This window comes from Streptomyces sp. NPDC050263 (assembly GCF_040655955.1).
GTDB lineage: Bacteria > Actinomycetota > Actinomycetes > Streptomycetales > Streptomycetaceae > Streptomyces.
The window spans coordinates 23,626-40,508 of record NZ_JBFAKW010000084.1 but is presented as its reverse complement, the minus strand read 5'-3'; the positions used below and the strand labels follow the sequence as shown (position 1 = coordinate 40,508).

Below are 16,883 nucleotides of genomic sequence, written 5' to 3'. Positions count from 1 at the left end.
TACGTCCAGTACGAGGACTTCCGGCCGGCACACCGAGAGCACGCACCGGACGCCGCTCCTTGACGGGCAAACGTTGCCTGCCGCGGCACTAGCGGGCGAGGAGGACGGTTGCCTTGGGATCGGCGCGGTTGTACGCGGCCGTCGCGGCGGGGGGTTTCAGAAGGTACGCGACGTATCGGGTGGCCACGGCCGCAGGGGTGTTCACGAACACCGTTTTCGGCCTGATCCTCGTCTACACATACCTGGCGTTGTGGGACGAGCGGCCGCACCTCGGGGGCTACGACCAGGCGCAGGCGGTCACCTATGTGTGGCTGGGGCAGGCGCTGTACGCGACGCTGGCGATACAGGGCGGCGGCTTCGAGACCGACCTCATGGAGCGCATTCGCACGGGTGAGATCGCCATCGACCTGTACCGGCCCGCCGATCTTCAGGCGTGGTGGCTGGCGAGCGACATGGGGCGGGCGCTGTTCCAGTTGCTGGGGCGCGGGGTGATCCCGTTCGCGTTCGGGGCGCTGTTCTTCCCCACCGCGTTGCCGGACGATCCGGTGACCTGGCTGGCGTTCCTGGTGGCGGTCGCCCTTGCGATGCTGGTCAGTTACGGGATCCGGTTCCTGGTGGCGCTCAGCGGGTTCTGGCTGCTGGACGGCACGGGCGCGTTGCAGGTGCTGATGGTGACCGGCATGTTCTGTTCGGGGATGGCGCTGCCGCTGAACGCGTTTCCGCAGCCGTACGGGGACGTCGTGGCGGCGCTGCCGTGGGCGGCGCTGTTGCAGATGCCGGCCGACGTGCTGATGGGCGAGGTCGATCCGCTGCCCGCGTTCGCGTTCCAGGCGGTGTGGGCGGTGGTGCTGCTGGCGGTGGGGCGGCTGGTGCAGGGGGCGGCGACGCGGCGGGTGGTGGTCCAGGGTGGGTGAGCGGGACGAGAGCGGGCGGCTCGCGGAGGGGCTGCGGGCCTATCGGCTGATCGCCGGGATGTGGATCCGGTCGACGATGACCTACCGGGTGTCCTTCGTGATGACCGTGGTGGGCGGGCTGCTGGTGACCGGTCTGGACTTTGTCGCGATCTTGCTGATGTTCTCGCAGGTCGACTCGCTCGGCGGGTACACGCTGCCCGAGATCGCGTTCCTCTACGGGCTGTCGGCGATGTCGTTCGGGCTCGCGGACCTGGTGATCGGGTCGGCGGGCCGGCTGGGCACGCGCGTGCGTGACGGCACGCTGGACACGCTGCTGGTGCGGCCCGCGCCGCTGCTGGCGCAGGTCGCCGCGGACCGGTTCGCGTTGCGCCGTGTCAGCCGGATCATGCAGGGCGCGCTGGTGCTGGGCTATGCGCTGGTGACGATGGACGTGGCGTGGACGCCGGTGAAGGCGCTGCTGGTGCCGGTGACGCTGGTCTGCGGCGGGGTGATCTTCGCCGCGGTGCTGGTGGTGGGCGCGGCCTTCCAGTTCGTGGCGCAGGACGCGTCGGAGGTGCAGTCGGCGTTCACCTACGGCGGCCAGACGCTGTTGCAGTACCCACCGACGGTGTTCGGCAAGGAGCTGGTGCGGGGGGTGACCTTCGTGGTTCCGCTGGCCTTCGTCAACTGGGTGCCCGCCACCTATGTGTTGGGGCGGCCCTGTCCGCTGGGGCTGCCGGAGGGGGCGGCGTTCGCTGCGCCGCTGGTGGCGGCCGCGTGCTGTGCGGTGGCGGGGCTGGCATGGCGGACGGGGCTCAGGTCGTATCGGAGTACGGGGAGTTAGCGACAATGGGCAGCAGGGACACCATGGACGCCTTCATCGAGCTGGATCGCGTCGAGAAGGTCTTCGACGTGCGCAGGAAGACCGGCTTCCTGAAGCGGGAGCTGCGGCAGGTGCGGGCGGTCGACGCGATCTCCTTCACCGTGGCGCGCGGTGAGATGGTCGGCTACATCGGGCCGAACGGCGCCGGGAAGTCGACGACGATCAAGATGCTGACGGGGATCCTGACCCCGAGCGGCGGCCGGCTGCGGGTGGCCGGCATCGACCCGTCCCGCGAGCGGACGCGTCTGGCGCACCGCATCGGGGTGGTGTTCGGACAGCGCACGACCCTGTGGTGGGACCTGCCGCTGATCGACTCCTACCGGCTGATGCACCGCATGTACCGCATCCCTGACGCCCGTTACCGGGAGAACCTCGACAGTCTGGTCGAACTCCTCGACCTCGGCGCCCTGTTGGACGTTCCGGTCCGTCAGCTCTCGCTCGGCCAGCGGATGCGCGGCGACATCGCGGCGGCCCTGCTGCACGATCCCGAGGTGCTCTACCTCGACGAGCCGACGATCGGTCTGGACGTCGTCTCCAAGGCGCGGGTGCGGGAGTTCCTGCGCGAGCTGAACGCCGAGCGCGGCACGACGGTGCTGCTCACCACGCACGACCTCCAGGACATCGAGCAGCTCTGCTCCCGGGTGATGGTCATCGACCACGGCCGGCTGGTCTACGACGGCGCGCTGGCCGGGCTGCACGAGGCGGGCGACAGCGAGCGGACGCTGGTGGTGGACCTGGAGCGGGAGCTGCCGCCGATCGACGTGGGGGAGGCGGCGCGGGTGGTGAAGGTGGACGGTCCGCGGCAGTGGCTGGCGTTCCCGGCGTCGGATTCGGCGGCGCCGCTCGTCGCCCGGATCGCGGCCGAGTATCCCCTGGTGGACCTGTCGGTGCGGGAGCCGGACATCGAGGCCGTGATCGCGAAGATGTACGCGGAGCGGCAGCACGACGGACCGGCGGCCGGCCGGTCCGCCGTAGTGCCGGGGCCCGGGAAATCGTAGGCTGCTGACATGAGTGACGACGCGGTCCCGGGTCCTGCGGAACTCCGTGCCTCCGACGCCGATCGTGAGCGGGTCTCGGAGGTTCTGCGGGATGCCCTCGCGGAGGGCCGTCTCGACATGGCGGAGTTCGAGGAACGACTGGAGCAGACGTACAAGGCGCGCACCTACGGGGAGTTGGCGCCGATCACCCGGGACCTGCCGGTCGCCGGGGTCACGCCTCCGCCGGTCCTGTCGCTGCGCAAGGAGCCGGTACCGGACGGGAGTTGGGACGGGCGGGTGGTGGGCGGCGAGGGTTCGTCGACCTGGGGCGTGGCCGTGCTGTCCGGTTTCCAGCGCAAGGGCCGCTGGACGGTCCCGCGGCGCTTCGACTGCTTCGCCTTCTGGGGCGGCGGCGAGATCGACCTGCGCGAGGCGGACTTCGCCGCCGACGAGGTCGTGATCAACTGCGTCGCGATCATGGGCGGGGTGCAGCTCACCGTGCCGCCGGGCGTCGAGGTGGTGGTCCGCGGCATCGGCGTGATGGGCGGCTTCGACCAGCGGGAGAGCGGGGTCGTGGGGGATCCGGGGGCCCCGCGGGTGATCGTCACGGGGTTCGCCTTCTGGGGCGGGGTCGGCGTCGAGCGCAAGAAGACGCGGGCCGCGCGGCGGCAGGAGAAGCTGGAGCGCAAGGCGGCGAAGCGCGAACTGCGGTCCGGCGAGGACTGAGTCCCCTCCAGCCCTACAGCCGGGCGGGCGCGGATCCCTTCAGCTCGGCCAGGTCGACGGTCTGCGCCATCTTCCGGTAGCCGCGGTCGCTGGGGTGCAGACGGTCTCCGGAGTCGTACTCGGCGCGGAGGCTGCGCGGGTCGTACGGGTCGCGCAGGGCCTTGTCGAAGTCGACGACCTCGTCGAACAGAGTGCCCGTCCGGATCGCCCGGTTGATCTGCTGCCGGACGTCCTCCCGGGCGGCGGTGTAGCGGGCGTGGCCGCGGAACGGCGTGAGGGTGGCGCCGACGACCTTGACGCCGCGGGCGTGGGCGCGGTCGACGAGGGTGCGCAGCCCGGCCACGATCGCCTGCGGGTCGGCGAGGGCCCGGTTGCGCAGGATGTCGTTGACGCCGAGGTCGATGACGACGACCTTCACGTTCGCCCGGTCGAGGACGTCGCGTTCGAAGCGGTGCAGGCCGCGGGCGTCGTCGTCGACGAGGACCTGGTTGCCGCTGATGCCGGCGTTGACGACGCCGTAGCGGGGCGCGTCGCCCTGGGCGTCGGCGGTGGTGCGCAGCCGGTCGGCGAGGACGTCCGGCCAGCGGCGGTTCCGGCCGACGGTGGAGGTGACGCCGGCGGTGATGGAGTCGCCGAACGCGACGACGGTGCCGTCGGCCTCGTCGCCGAGGACGTCCAGCGCGGTCAGATAGCGCCAGCGTGTGCCGGCCGCGGTGAACGCGGCGCCGGTGACGTCCTCGGTGGACTCGCCGACGGCGACATAGCCGGTCTGCCGGGTGTTCGGGTGGTAGGTGACCGGTCCGGCGGAGGTGGGGGAGTAGACGCTGACCAGGACGTCGGCGTCGGCCGGGACGGCGAGGGCCACGGCGTCGCTGACGGCCTGCTCGCCGGCCGGGACGACGACGGTCGTGGCGCCGCCGAAGGTCAGCCGGCGCAGGCGGCCGGGGTCGGCCGCCGCGCTGTTCTCGGCGGCCGCGACGGCGAGCGTGGCGTGGGTGACGGTGAGCGGGCGGGCGCCGTAGAGGTTCGACAGGGTGACACGGGCGCTCGTCCCGCCGACGCTGGTGTGCACGACGTTGCGGACCGTGCGGTCCGCCAGGCCGGCCTCGGTGCCCGGCTCGGCGCCGACGGGCGCGGCGGCCCAGCTGCCGACCCACACACCGGTCGAGACGGGCGCGGCGCGGCCGGAGCCCCCGGCGGCGATGTCCACGCTCCGGCGGTGCCCCGGGCCACGATCGGCGGCGGCCCCGACGTAGTCGGCCCCGACGTATATGGCCGCGGACAGGGCCACGACAAGTGCGACGATCGCCGACAGGAGGGCATAGCCCTGGTGCTTGACGGTCACCACCTGACAGACGTCGGGAACTCTTGATTCGTTCCGGGAGTCGGTCAGGAAGGGACAATGTGCGCGGGATCACCGAACGGGTGGAGCAAATGGAACCTACCGAAGCGGCAGCGGCAGCGGCGGCGGACAGGATGCCGGACGGGGCGCCGGACCGGGGGCCGGGCGGCGCGCCGGGCGGGAAGACGTCCTACAAAGCCATGACCTCCTTCACCCCCGCCGACGAGGAGAAGCAGCGCGGGGTGCGCCGGATGAAACTCACCGCGGCCGGGCTGCTGCTCTTCGTCGCCGTGGTGTACGTGCTCGCCGAGCTGGCCTCCCACCACGGCGCGGGCGCCTGGGCGGGCTATGTGGCGGCGGCCGCGGAGGCGGGCATGGTCGGCGCGCTCGCCGACTGGTTCGCGGTCACCGCGCTGTTCCGTCACCCGCTCGGCCTGCCCATCCCGCACACGGCGATCATCCCGAACAAGAAGGACCAGCTGGGCGTCTCGCTGGGCGAGTTCGTCGGGGAGAACTTCCTCTCCGAGGACGTCGTACGGCAGCGGCTGCGCGCGGTCGGCATCGGCACCCGGCTGGGCGCCTGGCTGGCGGAGCCGGAGCACGCCGACCGGGTGACGGCGGAGCTGGCGACCGCGGTGCGGGGCGCGCTGACGGTGCTGCGCGACTCGGACGTCCAGGCGGTCGTCGGGGAGGCCATCACGCGGCGCGCCGACGCCCAGGAGATCGCGCCGGGCATCGGGAAGCTGCTGGAGCGGATCGTCGCGGACGGCGGTCATCGGCGGGCGGTGGACCTGGTGGTGACGCGCGCCCACGACTGGCTGGTGCTGCACGGCGACTCGGTGATGGACGCGGTGCAGGGCGGCGCGCCCGGCTGGACCCCGCGGTTCGTCGACAAGAAGGTCGGCGAGCGCGTCTACAAGGAGTTGGTGCGCTTCTGCGCGGAGATGCGGGACATGCCCACCCACCCGGCCCGCGGCTCCCTCGACCGCTTCCTCACCGACTTCGCCTCCGACCTGCAGTCCGACACGGAGACCCGCGCGCGGGTGGAGCGGCTCAAGGGCGAGGTGCTGGGCCGGGGCGAGGTCCAGGACCTGATCGCGTCCGTCTGGACCGCCGTCCGCTCCATGATCGTCGCGGCGGCGGAGGACGAGCGCAGTGAGCTGCGCCTGCGTGCGCGGGCCTCCCTGCTGTCGCTGGGCGCGCGGATGGCGACCGAGCGCAAGGTCCAGGACAAGGTCGACAGCTGGGTCGAGGGCGCGGCGGTGCACGTCGTGACGACGTACCGGAAGGAGATCACCTCCCTGATCACCGACACGGTCGCGAGCTGGGACGCGGAGCACACCACCCGCAAGATCGAGGCCAACATCGGCCGTGACCTGCAGTTCATCCGGATCAACGGCACGGTGGTGGGCTCGCTGGCGGGGCTGGTGATCTATACGGTGGCGCGGTGGCTGGGGGCGTAGGGGCGGGCGGAGGGGGGCGGGCTGAGGAGGGCTCCCTGGGCGCTTACTCGGCCGCGTCCCGGGTCCGTCCGCGGCGGCGCAGCAACAGCAGGCCGCCGGCCAGGGCGGTGAGGCCGGTGGTCGCGGTCCAGGCGACGAGGTCGGTGGAGCCGGTGGAGGCGAGATCGCCGGTCTTTCCGGCGGGGGACGGGCCGGTGGCGGGACTTGAGGTGGGGGAGGGTGCGGCGGAGGCGTCAGAGGCGTTCGAGCCGTCCGTGGCCGGGGAGGCGGAGGCGGTGGGCGTCGTGGGGACGGCCGTCGTCGCCCTGCTCTGCGCGTCCCGGGTGAACGCCAGGGTGCCCAAGCCGAGTTGGTCGAAGCCGCCGCTGTTGGGGCCGTAGTCCCCGCCGCCGCCCTCGGGCGCGGCCTTGGCGGCGATGCGGGTGAGGTAGGGCGCGGAGAGCCCCCGGCGCTTGGTGTAGTGGTTGGAGATCATCGCCCAGATGGGCCGGGTCATCGTGGGGTCGACGGCGGCCGCGTCGGAAGCGGTCTCCTTGCCCGACCAGCCTCCGATCGCGCCCTTCCTGCGCGTGTTGGCGGTGTAGGCGACGTCGCCGCCGAGACTCCACTTGGCCACGTACTGGGCGCCCTTGAGGAAGCGGTTGTCGTCGTAGCCGTAGAGGTCGATGCCCTGGTTCCAGGCCATCTCGCAGAAGGTGCCCATGAGGCCGACGCCGAGCAGCGCGTGGCCCTGGTCGCGGCCGGCCTCCAGCCACTCGGCGAGACCGTCGTCGTGCACGACGGGGATGGCGTTCCTGACGGCGCCCAGCCCGGAGCCGCTCTTGAAGTACTCGACGGCCTGTTCCACCTTGGCGCTGTCGTCGCAGAAGACGCCGGTGGCGAGGACGCAGGCCATGGCGGTCAGGTCCCAGTTGGGCCAGTAGTTCGTGACCACGGCGTTGTTGTGGCTGACGAGGAAGCTCTCGCTGAGCGGGGAGAAGACCGTGCTCAGCAGCTTCTGGAAGCGTTCGAGCTCGAAGTCGGGCCGGTCGCGCACGAGTTCGGCGGCGTTGGCGGCCTGGTAGCCGTACAGCCCGGCGGCCAGGAACCGGTCGGCCGACCCCGCGAGCGAAGTGAGCTTCGCCGACCAGGCGTTGAGGATCGCGACGGCCGTGTCGGCGTACCGGCTCTCGCCGCTGACGTGGAAGCGCAGGCCGTTCTGGTAGGCGGCGTGGAGGTCGTTGTAGAGGATCGTGTAGTTCTGGGGCGAGCCCGAGCCCCGGTACACGGTCGCCTGCGGGTTGGCCGTCCAGCCGCTCTGCGCATGCCGGTTGGCGGTCAGCTTGGCGTACCCGGCGGTGTAGGGCGCGGCGCCGGCCTTCACCTTGGCGGCCATCCGGGCCAGATCGGCGCGGGTGTGCAGGAGGCCGGGGTGGGCGTAGCCGGCGGCGGTGGCGGTCGGTGCCGCGGCGTAACCGAGGGCGGTGGCCCCGGCCGCGACGCCCGCGGCCTTCAGCATGCTCCGGCGGCTGACGCCCGTGCTGACGCCCGTGCTGACGCTGTTCTGTCGAGGTCGAGTCAGGTGCATGACCGGGAGACGGGCGCGGGGCGCGCGGATAACGAAAAGTCCGCCCGCGAGTGGGCGCGTCCCGGACAGGCCCTGCGCGCCGGTGGTCGCCCCCGGCCGGACGATCATCAGGATCGTCTCCGTCGCCCACGGCAGGTTGAACACCCTGGTGGACATGGCGATTTGGACGGTCGTCGATCTGTCCGCCTCGACGCCTTCGGCCGGGCGCGGATGCCCGACGGCCGTCCCGCGTACCGGGTCTGCTCGCCGTCCGCCTCCGGGGAGGTGAGCGCGGGGGCGTTCACCGTGCGGGCGCCGTGCGGGCGTCGTACGGGCGTCGTACGGGCGTCGTACGGGCGTCGACGGGCTGGAGGCGTCGGTCAGGGGTACCGGCGGGCGTTCCGGTCGGGGCAGGAACCGGGAACGGAGATCGGGGGAGGCCGCCGGTAAAGATCGGATAAGGTGACCCGTCGTGGCACGTGCGAACACGTGAACCACCGTCACGTACTCGGGGGAGACGTCGCAGTGAACACCAGGCGCACAGGACTGTCGGCCGCGCTGCCCTCCTCGCTCAACCCGTTCAGAGCCGCCGTCGCGATCGCCGCCGCGTCCCGTCCCGACCGCGTCGGCGACCCGGTCGTCCAGCGGCTCCAGTCCGGTCGTACCTGGGCGGGGGTCGTGGCGTCGGTGTGGATGCTGTTCGCCTACCCGCTGGCCGAGAGCGGCCAGGACATCCTGCTGGGCAAGTTGCTGGACGTGCTGATCGGCTGCGGGATCGCCCTCGTCGCCGGGGTGATCACCCTGAGCGTCTTCATCGGCATGGCCGACCCCACGCTCCGCGCCGTCTACGTCCGGCGCCTCACCGGCCCGGGCACGGCGCTCGGCGCCATTCTGCTCGGCGCGGGCGTGTGCGCCGGCGGTGCCCTGCTGATGACGAAGCTGTTGCGAGCGGAGATCATCCCGTGGGCCGACATCCGGGCGGCGGGCACCCTCGCCTGGCTGCTGTCCTTCTTCGTGTTCGTCATCGCCATGCTCATCGCCGCGCTCGTCCTGGGCGTGGTGGCGCTGTTCACCCTGGTCGCCGCGGCGCACGCGCTCAACTGCTGCTTCCGGGTCGGCGACGTCCACGAGCTGCTGCCCGCGCTGATCTCACCGTTCCTGGTGTGGTCCCTGTTCGTCCTGAGCCTGTTCGACGGCCCCGACGTGGCCGCACCCCCGCTGGTCCTCTACAGCTTCCTGCTGGGCGGCCCGCTCTCGGTGACGGCCCTGTCGGTGTGGGAGATCCGGCGGCTGAACGGCCGGTACGGGGTGACGCTGAGGTCGGCCCTCGGACGCGACCCGGAGGACCAGCGGCAGCCCGAGCCGCTGTGGGGCCCGGGTGCGGGGCCGGTCCCGGTCCCGGAGGGAGAACCGGCGCCTCTGACACCGGGCCAGACTCCCGGTTACGGGGTACCGGGCCAGCCCCCCGGTTACGGGGTTCCCGGCCAGACCCCGGGTTACGGGGTTCCGGGCCCGACTCCCGGTTACGGGGCTCCCGGCCATACCCCGGGTTACGGAGTCCCGGCGCAGTCCCCCGGCTATGGGGCAGCCCCGTCCCCGTACGGCGCCTACCCGCCGCACTCCTCCTGAGGCCGTCGGCCGATCAGGCGCCCTTCCGGTCCGCGACCGCCCACGACGCGACCGCCACCGCACCCGCGACCCCGAAGACGGCCGGCCACGCGCCCACCTTCTTCGCCAGCGGATGCGACCCCGCGAAGGCGACGACGTACGCGGCGGTCAGCGCCCCGGCGGCCTTCCCGCCGGCCCGCTGCTGCCACCGCCGCGCCGCAGCGGCCCCCGCGACGGCGAGGACGGCCCCGCCCAGCGGCCGCTGCCTCGTCCACCGGGCCACGCCGTACCCGCCGACCAGTCCACCGGCGGCGATCACCGCACCGGGAACGTCCGCAATTTTCGCGACCTTCGCCATGCCTGTCTGCCTCCTGGTCGGTCCCGTATCGCTTACGCATGCGAGGCTAACGCGCAGGCATGACGCCCCCGGCTCGCGGGGGTGTTGTCCGCGAGCCCCCTACCGTTACACGAGGCGATGACGAACTTCCTGGACGCCACCTCAGAACCGTCCGAGCCATCTGAACGGTCCGAGCCGTCCGAGCCGTCTGAACGGTCCGAGCCGTCCCAGCCGTCTGAACGGTCCGAGCCGTCCGAACCCCCGGAACCCTTCGAGCCGTCCGAACCTCCGGAACACGCCAGGTTCGCCGAGCACCTGCGGGCCCTCGACGCGGCCCCATCGACAGAAGAGGCGCCGCTGATCCGCCGCATCCTCGCCGAGGACCCGGACCGCCAGATGGCCCGAGCGGCGGTGGTCCGACACCTGGACGGACGGGCGGCGAAACTGGCCGGCATCGACGACCGGACGTGGCACACCTGGACAGCCCCGCTGACGGAGGCCATCGGCGACGACCCCTTCCTGACCCTCCGCCTACAGGAGTGGACGCTCGTCCATCAGGCCACCGCCACCCACTCCTGGAGCCCGTCCACCCTGTCCGCCGCCTCCGACTGGCTGCAACGCAGACTCACCGAGACCCCGGGCGTCCCGGCCCCCGTACTGGCCTTCCTGGCGGAACACGGCCGCACGAAACGAGTCCGCGCGGCGGCGAGGCGTCCAAGAACGGAGCCGGACGCCCCCTGACTCCTCCCCGGCTAACTCCTCCCCGCCCGCCGCCGCTCGCCGGGCTCCAGCCCCCGCTTGCCGACGACGGCCCGCTCCAGCACCGCGCTGGTGAACAGGACCGTCCCCGCCTCGGCCCGCTCGGTGTCCCGGCTGAAGACGGTGCGTTCGCCGAGGTAGCCGAGGGTGGTGCGGTCGAAGATCCACTCCGTACGGGTCCCGTCCGCCGTGTCCTCACGGGCGATGGCGATTCCGTGCCGTCCCGCCGCGTCGACGGCGTCGGGCAACTCGGTCACACCGGGAATCCGCGCGGCGGCCCGATAGAAGGCGGCGGCGGTGGCGGGAGGCATGATCTGCTCCCTGATGAGGTTCCCGATCTCATTGAAGACGGCCTGGCCCCGGTCTTTACGGGTCTCGTCCAGGGGCGTCTCCGTGTAGAGCAGCTTCAGCAGCGCCTCGGGATCGGTGGGCAGGGAGGCGAGCCAGGCGTAGGTGGGCCGGTCGATCCCGGCGGGAATCCCGGCGTCCTTCGGATCGGTCCCGTCCACCACGCCCACCTCGATCGGCCAGTCCTGCCCGTCCTCGCGGATCAGCCCGACATCGATCGTGGCCCCCGCCTGCTGCGAGAACCACACCTGCCGCTCCTGCGGCTTCCCCGGCTCGACGGGCCCGTCGAAGACACCTTCGTTCCCGGCCGTCCTGCTCCGCACGTACACGAACTGGTCCTCGCCCACCGCTTCGACGTCGGTCCGCAGGGCGACGGCGGCGATCCGGTCGAGGGTGACGACGGCACTGCGACTGTCACTGCCACCCGTGCCGCTCGCGCCGGGCCGAGCCGCCGTACCCCCGCCGTCGTGCCGTCCCGAGCCGACCCCGACGGTGAGCCCGGCGGCCAACGCGACGGCGACGGCACCGGCGACGAGCGCGGGCCGGGACAACAGGCGAGGCCTGGGTCTGGGCACGGGCAGAGCGCGAACGCCGTTCGTCTCGCGTGCACGATCGCGGTCGATGAGCTGCATCAGAACGTCCTTGTGATGGGAGTGACGCCCGGACGGCAGCCCCCGCTCGACGGGACCGGCCGGCAACAGCCGCTCCAGTTCCCCGAGTTCGTCGAGTTCCTCCGGAGTGGAGTTCATCGGGCTTCCTCCTGAATGGGCAGGACCGCGAACGCGGTCTCACTCTGTACCTCTCCGCGACGCCCCCGGAGTTCCGTGCGCTGACCCGTGCGTTGCTCCTTGCGCTGACCCGTGCGCTGATCCTTGCGCAGATCCGAGCCCTGTTCCGTCGGCTGTTCCGTCCGCTGTTCCGTCCGCTGTTCCGTACGCTCGACGATCTCCCGAAGCCGCGCCCGAGCCCGCGACAGCCGCGACCGGACGGTCCCCACGGGCACCCCCAGAGCCTCGGCGGCCTGCGCGTAGTCGAGCCCGCCCCACACGCACAGGGCGATGACCTCCCGCTCATGCCGCCGCAACCGCTGCATCACCCGCCGCACTTCGGCGAGCCGCCGGGCGTCGTCCACCCGTCCGACGACGTCCTCGGCGAAGTCGTCCATCGTCTCGGCCTCGGTCCGCCGAGCAAGAAAGGCGAGCCGCCGCCGAAGCCCCCGATCGGCGTTCCGCGCCTTGTTGGTGGCGATCCCGAACAACCAGGGCCGCAACGACCCACCCTCGACGGCCACATCCCCCCGCCCCCGCCAGGCGGCAAGAAACGTCTCGGACATGACCTCCTCGGCCACCGACCAGTCACCGGTCAGCCGAAGGGCATGGTGATACACGGCCGTGGCGTACAGCTCGTACAGCTCGGAGAACGCCTCACGCTCCCCACCCCGCACCCGCGCCCGCAAGCGGCCGTCTTCGTCTCTGCCATCGCCAGCGTTGGAACTCACACATGTACCTCTCCGCGGTGGGGGAGGGGGTTCCCGTGGCGCTGGTCACACCCGGGAGGCGTCGGCCCTGACAACACGCCTGTCGGTTGCAGCGAGGAGCAAACAGAACGGTGCCGACTCGCTCGCAGGTGAGTCGGCGCCGAGCCTGTTCTCAGACGTCGATGCGGGCGACCTTGCGGCCCACCTTGAGGTACAGCTCGGATCCTTCGAGTGCCCCGATCTCGCTGACGACTTCGCCGAGGGTCTGCTGAACAGAAGCCTCCGTGAGCGGCATGGGCTGCTGGTCTCCGTTCGATTCGCGGATCAGACGGAGGCCCTTCTGCTGAGCCACGCGGCGCACGGCGGAGATGCTGGGAGCGAAGTCCAGCGTGCGGCTGATCAGCGCCCCGAGCGTGTCTTCGGCGTGGTCCTTCAGGGAGATGACGGGGAGGTTCTGGGTGTCCGCGAAAGAGCGCTTGGAGAAGCGCGCCGTGAACTCCGCGCGAGCGGCGGCAGCAGCGTCCAGGCCGTGGAGGGCGGCGACCACCTCGCCGGCGAGGATGCGCTTGATGGCCATCGGGTGCGCGGTCCCCTCCTCCAGGCGCTTGGTGATTACGCGGATCTCGTCGTCCGTCCACTCGGTGAGCAGCTGGAGGTACGGCTCGGTCAGGTGGTCGGGGATGGACATCAGCCGGCCGTAGACGTCATCAGGCGACGCCGTCAAGCCCACGTAGTTGCCCTTGCTCTTGCTCATCTTGGTGCCCGTGCCGTCGGTGCCCTCGATGAGCGGGGTGGTGATGACGACCTCGGGGTCCTGCTCCGAGATCTCCATGACCTTGCGGCACATCTGGAGGTTCAACAGCTGGTCCACACCGCCGAGTTCGACATCGGCGTCGATGGCCACGGAGTCCCAGGCCATGACGACGGAGTAGACGAACTCGGCGACGGACAGCCCATGGCCATCGGCTAGCCGGGTGCGGAAGTCCTCGCGCTGGAGCGACATGGAGACCGGCACCCGGGCAAGAACCCCGACGAGCTCCGGCAGGGTGACCTTGTTCAGCCACTCGCCGTTGAAGCGCAGGTCGGCCCGCTCGAAGTCGATGAACGGCGTGACCTGCTGCTGGTAGCCGCTCAGGTTGCGGGCGATGTCCTCGTCGGTGAGGGGCGGTCGATCCGAGGACCGTCCCGACGGGTCACCGATCTTGGCCGTCACGTCACCGATGATGAAGACGACGTGGTGGCCCATCCGCTGGAAACGGCTGGCGATGATGATCGGCACCGCGTGGCCGAGGTGGACGTCGGGCGAGGTCGGGTCGATGCCGTACTTGACGACGAACGGGCGTCCGGCGGCCTGCGCGGCTTCGATCTTCTCGGCGAGCACCGCGGCCGAGGGGATCAGGTGGTTCGTGCGCCCCTCGACCAGGGTGGCCTGCTCCTGGGGGGAGAGGTCGGAGAGGTCCAGGGAGCGCCGGGCTGTTGTCTCGTCGAGCAGCTGCGCGACCGTATAGTCCGCGCCCAGGTCCGCTCCATCGAGGATGTGCATGACGCGGGTGACGGACTCGCTCAAACGGCTCATGGCGCTTATACGCTCCTGGGTCGGACAACTGGCCCGACCAGTAGGGATTGGAAGCGGCGATTTTATCATCGCCGCCCTCGTTGCATCGGCAGAATGATCACGATTGAGTCTGCCTTGGTCCGTCGTGAGCCGGACCAGCGGCCGACCCGCGATCGCGCTGGAGAGGGACCGGAGCCACGGGGCTATTGGGTCCCGGGCTCGGAGGGTGGCGATGAGCATTCCCGGAATCAGGATCACGGCGGATAGGCGTTGATTTCGCTGCAGGGCGGATTCCACTCTGTGCCCAGAAGCGAGGGCACGGAAATGCTGGGAGATTCGCCTGAGTTGGCCAGTGGTCGCCCAGGCTGGAGGATTCCCGCACAGAGTGCGGAGCCGATCCGAGAGTCCCAGACACACCTCGGCCCGATAATCCTGTGACAGGCCGGGCGTAATTCGGTCGGTCATGCTGCGCGGGTGCACCCGATAGAAGGTCAACGGGTCCCGGAGGACGGCACCCCGGCCGGCCTCGCGCAGCGCGTGGAAGGAAATCTCGTTACTCACCGGCAGGAGGCTGAGGGCGGTGTCGCGATGGACCACCAACGTGCTCGTGTTTCCGCCCGGGTGGGGCTCCTTCAGCTTCGGATTTCCGTGGGAGTCGACGACGTTCTCCCAGTGCTCGATGAACAGCGTTTCACCCGTCATCGCCTCGGCGCATGTACGCAGCTTCGATGGGTGGAACCAGTCATCGGCGTCGAGCGGAGCCACCCAGTCGCCTGTGCTGAGGAGAAAGGCGTCGGTCAAGGTTTGGCCGAAACCTTGCTGGCTCCTCCGGATGACCTTGACGTTCTTTTCGTGGCGACGGCATACCTCCTCGGTTTCGTCGTTGGATCCGTCGTCGATGACGATGATTTCGTGAAGGACGAATTTTCCGGGCTCCTGTTCCAGACAGCTTGTTATGGCCTGGTCGAGATACCGGCCGTAGTTGTGGCACAGGATCACGCACGAAATACGCGGAGGGGCGCTCACCGGTCACCCCCGTACACGCGGGCGTAGTCGTCCAGGATCGTCCTGTGTTCCTGGGCCCTGTAGTCGAGGAACTCGCGGTCGAGGCGGCGGGGCTTGGAGCCGAGCCGTGCTGCCGCTTTCTCGAGCGCGGTCAGGAACTTCTCTCCGAAGAGGTTGGGATGCCCCTGCGACCAATCGAACCATTCGGGTTCCTCTACGAGCCCCTCGTGCCGCTCGTACTGCTCGGGCAAGTGCCCTGTGAGGGAGCAGACCGGAAGCAGGTTCAGGTCGAAGGCCAGTTCCAGCTGCCCGGAGTGACTCCCCCAGAGGTACGGCAGCAGCAGGGAGTCCGAAACCAGCCCAGCTCTGACCACTTCGTCGTCCGTGGGATACGGGCGCATGGTGAGGCGGATACGGGGGTCGCGCCCGGCGGTCTCCAGGACCAGCGGAGCACGGCCGCGGTCAGCGAAGTCCGCAGGGCTGAACGCGCGCAGAAGGACGTGGAGCGTGCTGTGGGGATCCGTGATCCCCAGGCTCCAGTTGGCCATGGTGGACAACTGGTCCCTGCTGGCCCGGGAGGCACCGAACATGAGGTACCTGGCCCCCGGGCCCCTCGCCTCGCGCTCCACGTCAGCCACCGACTCGGGGGCAACGACGTACCCGTGGGGGATGACCGCTGCATTGGGACTCTCGTCGAGAACCTCCGTCAGCTTTGTAACGGATCCCTCAGTGAGACAGACCCAGCTGACCTCGGCAGATCGGAGCAGCCGCAGCCGCTCGACGAAGCCTTCGGCGTTGCCGACCATGGGCCGGGTGTCGTGGGCCGTGAAGACCACCTTGACTCCGTAGCCCAGGCACGCGTCGAGCAGGCGCTCCAGCGTGGCAAGGTCCTCGAAATCGATGTGGTGCAGGTGCAGGACGTCGAGCCACGTGAGAGGGCCGTGTTCGAGGAGCCATGCGGCGCTGACCGCCTCTGGCACCGTCTCGCCCGTGGGAATCTCTGTCCCGTTCAGGATGTGGAAGTCAGGGCTCTGGAGCTTCCACGCGTACGGGGTACGAGCCGGCAGGTGAACGACGCGCAGGCCCCGGGACCGGGGAACCACCGTCACTGCTCTCCCACCTCCGTCCCTCCCACGCCGACGAGGAGCAGCTGGGTGGACAGACCGTTGGAGGCGTCGTCGCTTCGGGTGAGGCCCGCGTAGTGGATCTCGAATCCGGACGCCCGCAGCAGCGCCTGGAACTCGTCGCTTGCCCACTCCCGCACATGGCTGGGGTTGCGCGGCGGTCCAGAGGTGTCGTAGCCGCTGCGGCACTCACGGGCCGGCGTGGACAGGACGGCAGCGGCGCTGCCCTCCCGCAGCAGTCCCAGGATCAGGGACAGCGTCGGGGCCGGGTCCACCAAGTGCTCAATCACGTCGGAGCAGATCACCACGGACCGGCGGACGAGGTCCGGGTCGAGCGGCAGCCGCTCGGCCGACTCGAGGTCCACCTCCACCCACTGTCCGAATGGGTGGTTGTCGCGGCACCAGCGGAGGTTGTCCCCGAAGTCCACGCCGACGACGGTCCAGTCGGGGTGCGCGGCGGCGAGAGAGGCCAGCTTGCCCGCCTGCCCGCAGCCGATGTCGATCACGACGTCACGGCCGAGCTCCTCGGCCCGCTCGGCGGCGTAGGGATAGACGTCAGGCTGCCAGGTGACGGTGTCGTCCGTCTCGTCAAGGAAGTACTCGACCTCGCTCCGGCTGCGGTAGCCGCGGCGAATGAAGAAGGTCTCAGGGCCGCCTATCGGATGCGAGGACTCGGCGAGGGCCGGGGGCTGCCGGGCATCAGGGCCGGTCAGGGGCTGTGAGGTGGTCGTGGTGTCCGCGTGCACAGTCAGACTCCTTGCTTGCTCGCGTGCTCGGGTGTGTGGTGCGGCAGAGGGCACACGGCTGCTACGGCCGCGGGTTCGGCGCTCCCCCGGAGGG

General features: G+C 70.7%; 15 protein-coding genes. 7 read left to right on the top strand and 8 right to left on the bottom strand.

Going from position 1 to position 16,883, the window contains the following annotated elements; all coding sequences use genetic code 11:
• Positions 1 to 113: 113 nt before the first annotated feature.
• The 4 genes from AB0J04_RS30605 to AB0J04_RS30590 are packed head-to-tail and all read left to right on the top strand — an operon-like array spanning position 114 to position 3,479.
• On the top strand, positions 114 to 914 hold the full coding sequence (locus AB0J04_RS30605; protein WP_363171816.1) for an ABC-2 family transporter protein: 801 nt from the start codon (positions 114 to 116) through the stop codon (positions 912 to 914).
• Positions 915 to 972: 58 nt separating this feature from the next.
• Positions 973 to 1,737 (top strand): ABC transporter permease, encoded by a 765-nt coding sequence (locus AB0J04_RS30600; protein WP_363171824.1) that lies wholly within the window; start codon positions 973 to 975, stop codon positions 1,735 to 1,737.
• Positions 1,738 to 1,742: 5 nt separating this feature from the next.
• Positions 1,743 to 2,774, top strand: coding sequence for an ABC transporter ATP-binding protein (locus AB0J04_RS30595; protein WP_363171815.1), 1,032 nt, complete (start codon positions 1,743 to 1,745; stop codon positions 2,772 to 2,774).
• Positions 2,775 to 2,783: 9 nt separating this feature from the next.
• Entirely contained in the window at positions 2,784 to 3,479 is a 696-nt protein-coding gene (locus AB0J04_RS30590) for a DUF1707 domain-containing protein (protein ID WP_363171814.1), read from the top strand.
• Positions 3,480 to 3,492: 13 nt separating this feature from the next.
• Here AB0J04_RS30590 and AB0J04_RS30585 read toward each other — a convergent pair whose 3' ends face one another.
• A complete protein-coding gene (locus tag AB0J04_RS30585; RefSeq protein ID WP_363171812.1) occupies positions 3,493 to 4,824 on the bottom strand; it encodes an SGNH/GDSL hydrolase family protein in 1,332 nt (443 codons plus the stop codon).
• A gap of 131 nt (positions 4,825 to 4,955) precedes the next feature.
• Between AB0J04_RS30585 and AB0J04_RS30580 the strand changes: the two genes are divergently transcribed.
• Complete coding sequence (locus AB0J04_RS30580) at positions 4,956 to 6,284, top strand: DUF445 domain-containing protein (protein ID WP_363171823.1); 1,329 nt, start codon at positions 4,956 to 4,958, stop codon at positions 6,282 to 6,284.
• 43 nt (positions 6,285 to 6,327) lie between these two features.
• On the opposite strand, the gene AB0J04_RS30575 is transcribed toward AB0J04_RS30580, so the two are convergent.
• Positions 6,328 to 7,782: an alginate lyase family protein gene (locus tag AB0J04_RS30575; RefSeq protein WP_363171822.1), complete on the bottom strand. Its 1,455-nt coding sequence runs from the start codon at positions 7,780 to 7,782 to the stop codon at positions 6,328 to 6,330.
• 573 nt (positions 7,783 to 8,355) lie between these two features.
• Here AB0J04_RS30575 and AB0J04_RS30570 point away from each other — a divergent pair.
• Positions 8,356 to 9,459 carry a hypothetical protein gene (locus tag AB0J04_RS30570; protein ID WP_363171811.1) on the top strand — a complete coding sequence of 368 codons (1,104 nt, stop codon included), beginning with the start codon at positions 8,356 to 8,358 and terminating at the stop codon, positions 9,457 to 9,459.
• A 13-nt stretch (positions 9,460 to 9,472) separates the two neighbouring features.
• Here AB0J04_RS30570 and AB0J04_RS30565 read toward each other — a convergent pair whose 3' ends face one another.
• A complete protein-coding gene (locus AB0J04_RS30565; protein ID WP_363171821.1) occupies positions 9,473 to 9,778 on the bottom strand; it encodes a hypothetical protein in 306 nt (101 codons plus the stop codon).
• Between the two features lie 135 nt (positions 9,779 to 9,913).
• Between AB0J04_RS30565 and AB0J04_RS30560 the strand changes: the two genes are divergently transcribed.
• Entirely contained in the window at positions 9,914 to 10,516 is a 603-nt protein-coding gene (locus AB0J04_RS30560) for a hypothetical protein (protein ID WP_363171810.1), read from the top strand.
• Between the two features lie 11 nt (positions 10,517 to 10,527).
• Here the strand turns inward: AB0J04_RS30560 and AB0J04_RS30555 are convergent, their stop codons facing one another.
• The 5 genes from AB0J04_RS30555 to AB0J04_RS30535 form a co-directional block, all read right to left on the bottom strand.
• Positions 10,528 to 11,631, bottom strand: coding sequence for a CU044_5270 family protein (locus AB0J04_RS30555; protein WP_363171809.1), 1,104 nt, complete (start codon positions 11,629 to 11,631; stop codon positions 10,528 to 10,530).
• The gene (locus AB0J04_RS30550) at positions 11,628 to 12,338 is read right to left on the bottom strand and encodes an RNA polymerase sigma factor (protein WP_363171820.1); all 711 of its coding nucleotides are present in this window, start codon (positions 12,336 to 12,338) and stop codon (positions 11,628 to 11,630) included. The genes AB0J04_RS30555 and AB0J04_RS30550 overlap by 4 nt, the downstream gene beginning before the upstream one ends.
• Before the next feature lie 193 nt (positions 12,339 to 12,531).
• Positions 12,532 to 14,940 carry a tyrosine--tRNA ligase gene (tyrS, locus tag AB0J04_RS30545; protein ID WP_363171808.1) on the bottom strand — a complete coding sequence of 803 codons (2,409 nt, stop codon included), beginning with the start codon at positions 14,938 to 14,940 and terminating at the stop codon, positions 12,532 to 12,534.
• Positions 14,937 to 16,028 (bottom strand): hypothetical protein, encoded by a 1,092-nt coding sequence (locus AB0J04_RS30540; protein ID WP_363171807.1) that lies wholly within the window; start codon positions 16,026 to 16,028, stop codon positions 14,937 to 14,939. Before AB0J04_RS30540 ends, tyrS begins: the two co-directional genes overlap by 4 nt.
• Positions 16,025 to 16,789: a methyltransferase domain-containing protein gene (locus AB0J04_RS30535; protein ID WP_363171806.1), complete on the bottom strand. Its 765-nt coding sequence runs from the start codon at positions 16,787 to 16,789 to the stop codon at positions 16,025 to 16,027. The genes AB0J04_RS30540 and AB0J04_RS30535 overlap by 4 nt, the downstream gene beginning before the upstream one ends.
• Positions 16,790 to 16,883: the final 94 nt, after the last annotated feature.

Excerpts from the sequence above, each read along its gene's own strand:
- AB0J04_RS30600 (WP_363171824.1), top strand. The coding sequence starts at position 973 with ATGTGGATCCGGTCGACGATGACCTACCGGGTGTCCTTCGTGATGACC.
- AB0J04_RS30595 (WP_363171815.1), top strand. The coding sequence starts at position 1,743 with ATGGGCAGCAGGGACACCATGGACGCCTTCATCGAGCTGGATCGCGTC.
- AB0J04_RS30590 (WP_363171814.1), top strand. The coding sequence starts at position 2,784 with ATGAGTGACGACGCGGTCCCGGGTCCTGCGGAACTCCGTGCCTCCGAC.
- AB0J04_RS30580 (WP_363171823.1), top strand. The coding sequence starts at position 4,956 with ATGCCGGACGGGGCGCCGGACCGGGGGCCGGGCGGCGCGCCGGGCGGG.
- AB0J04_RS30575 (WP_363171822.1), bottom strand. The coding sequence starts at position 7,782 with ATGCTGAAGGCCGCGGGCGTCGCGGCCGGGGCCACCGCCCTCGGTTAC.
- AB0J04_RS30560 (WP_363171810.1), top strand. The coding sequence starts at position 9,914 with ATGACGAACTTCCTGGACGCCACCTCAGAACCGTCCGAGCCATCTGAA.
- AB0J04_RS30555 (WP_363171809.1), bottom strand. The coding sequence starts at position 11,631 with ATGAACTCCACTCCGGAGGAACTCGACGAACTCGGGGAACTGGAGCGG.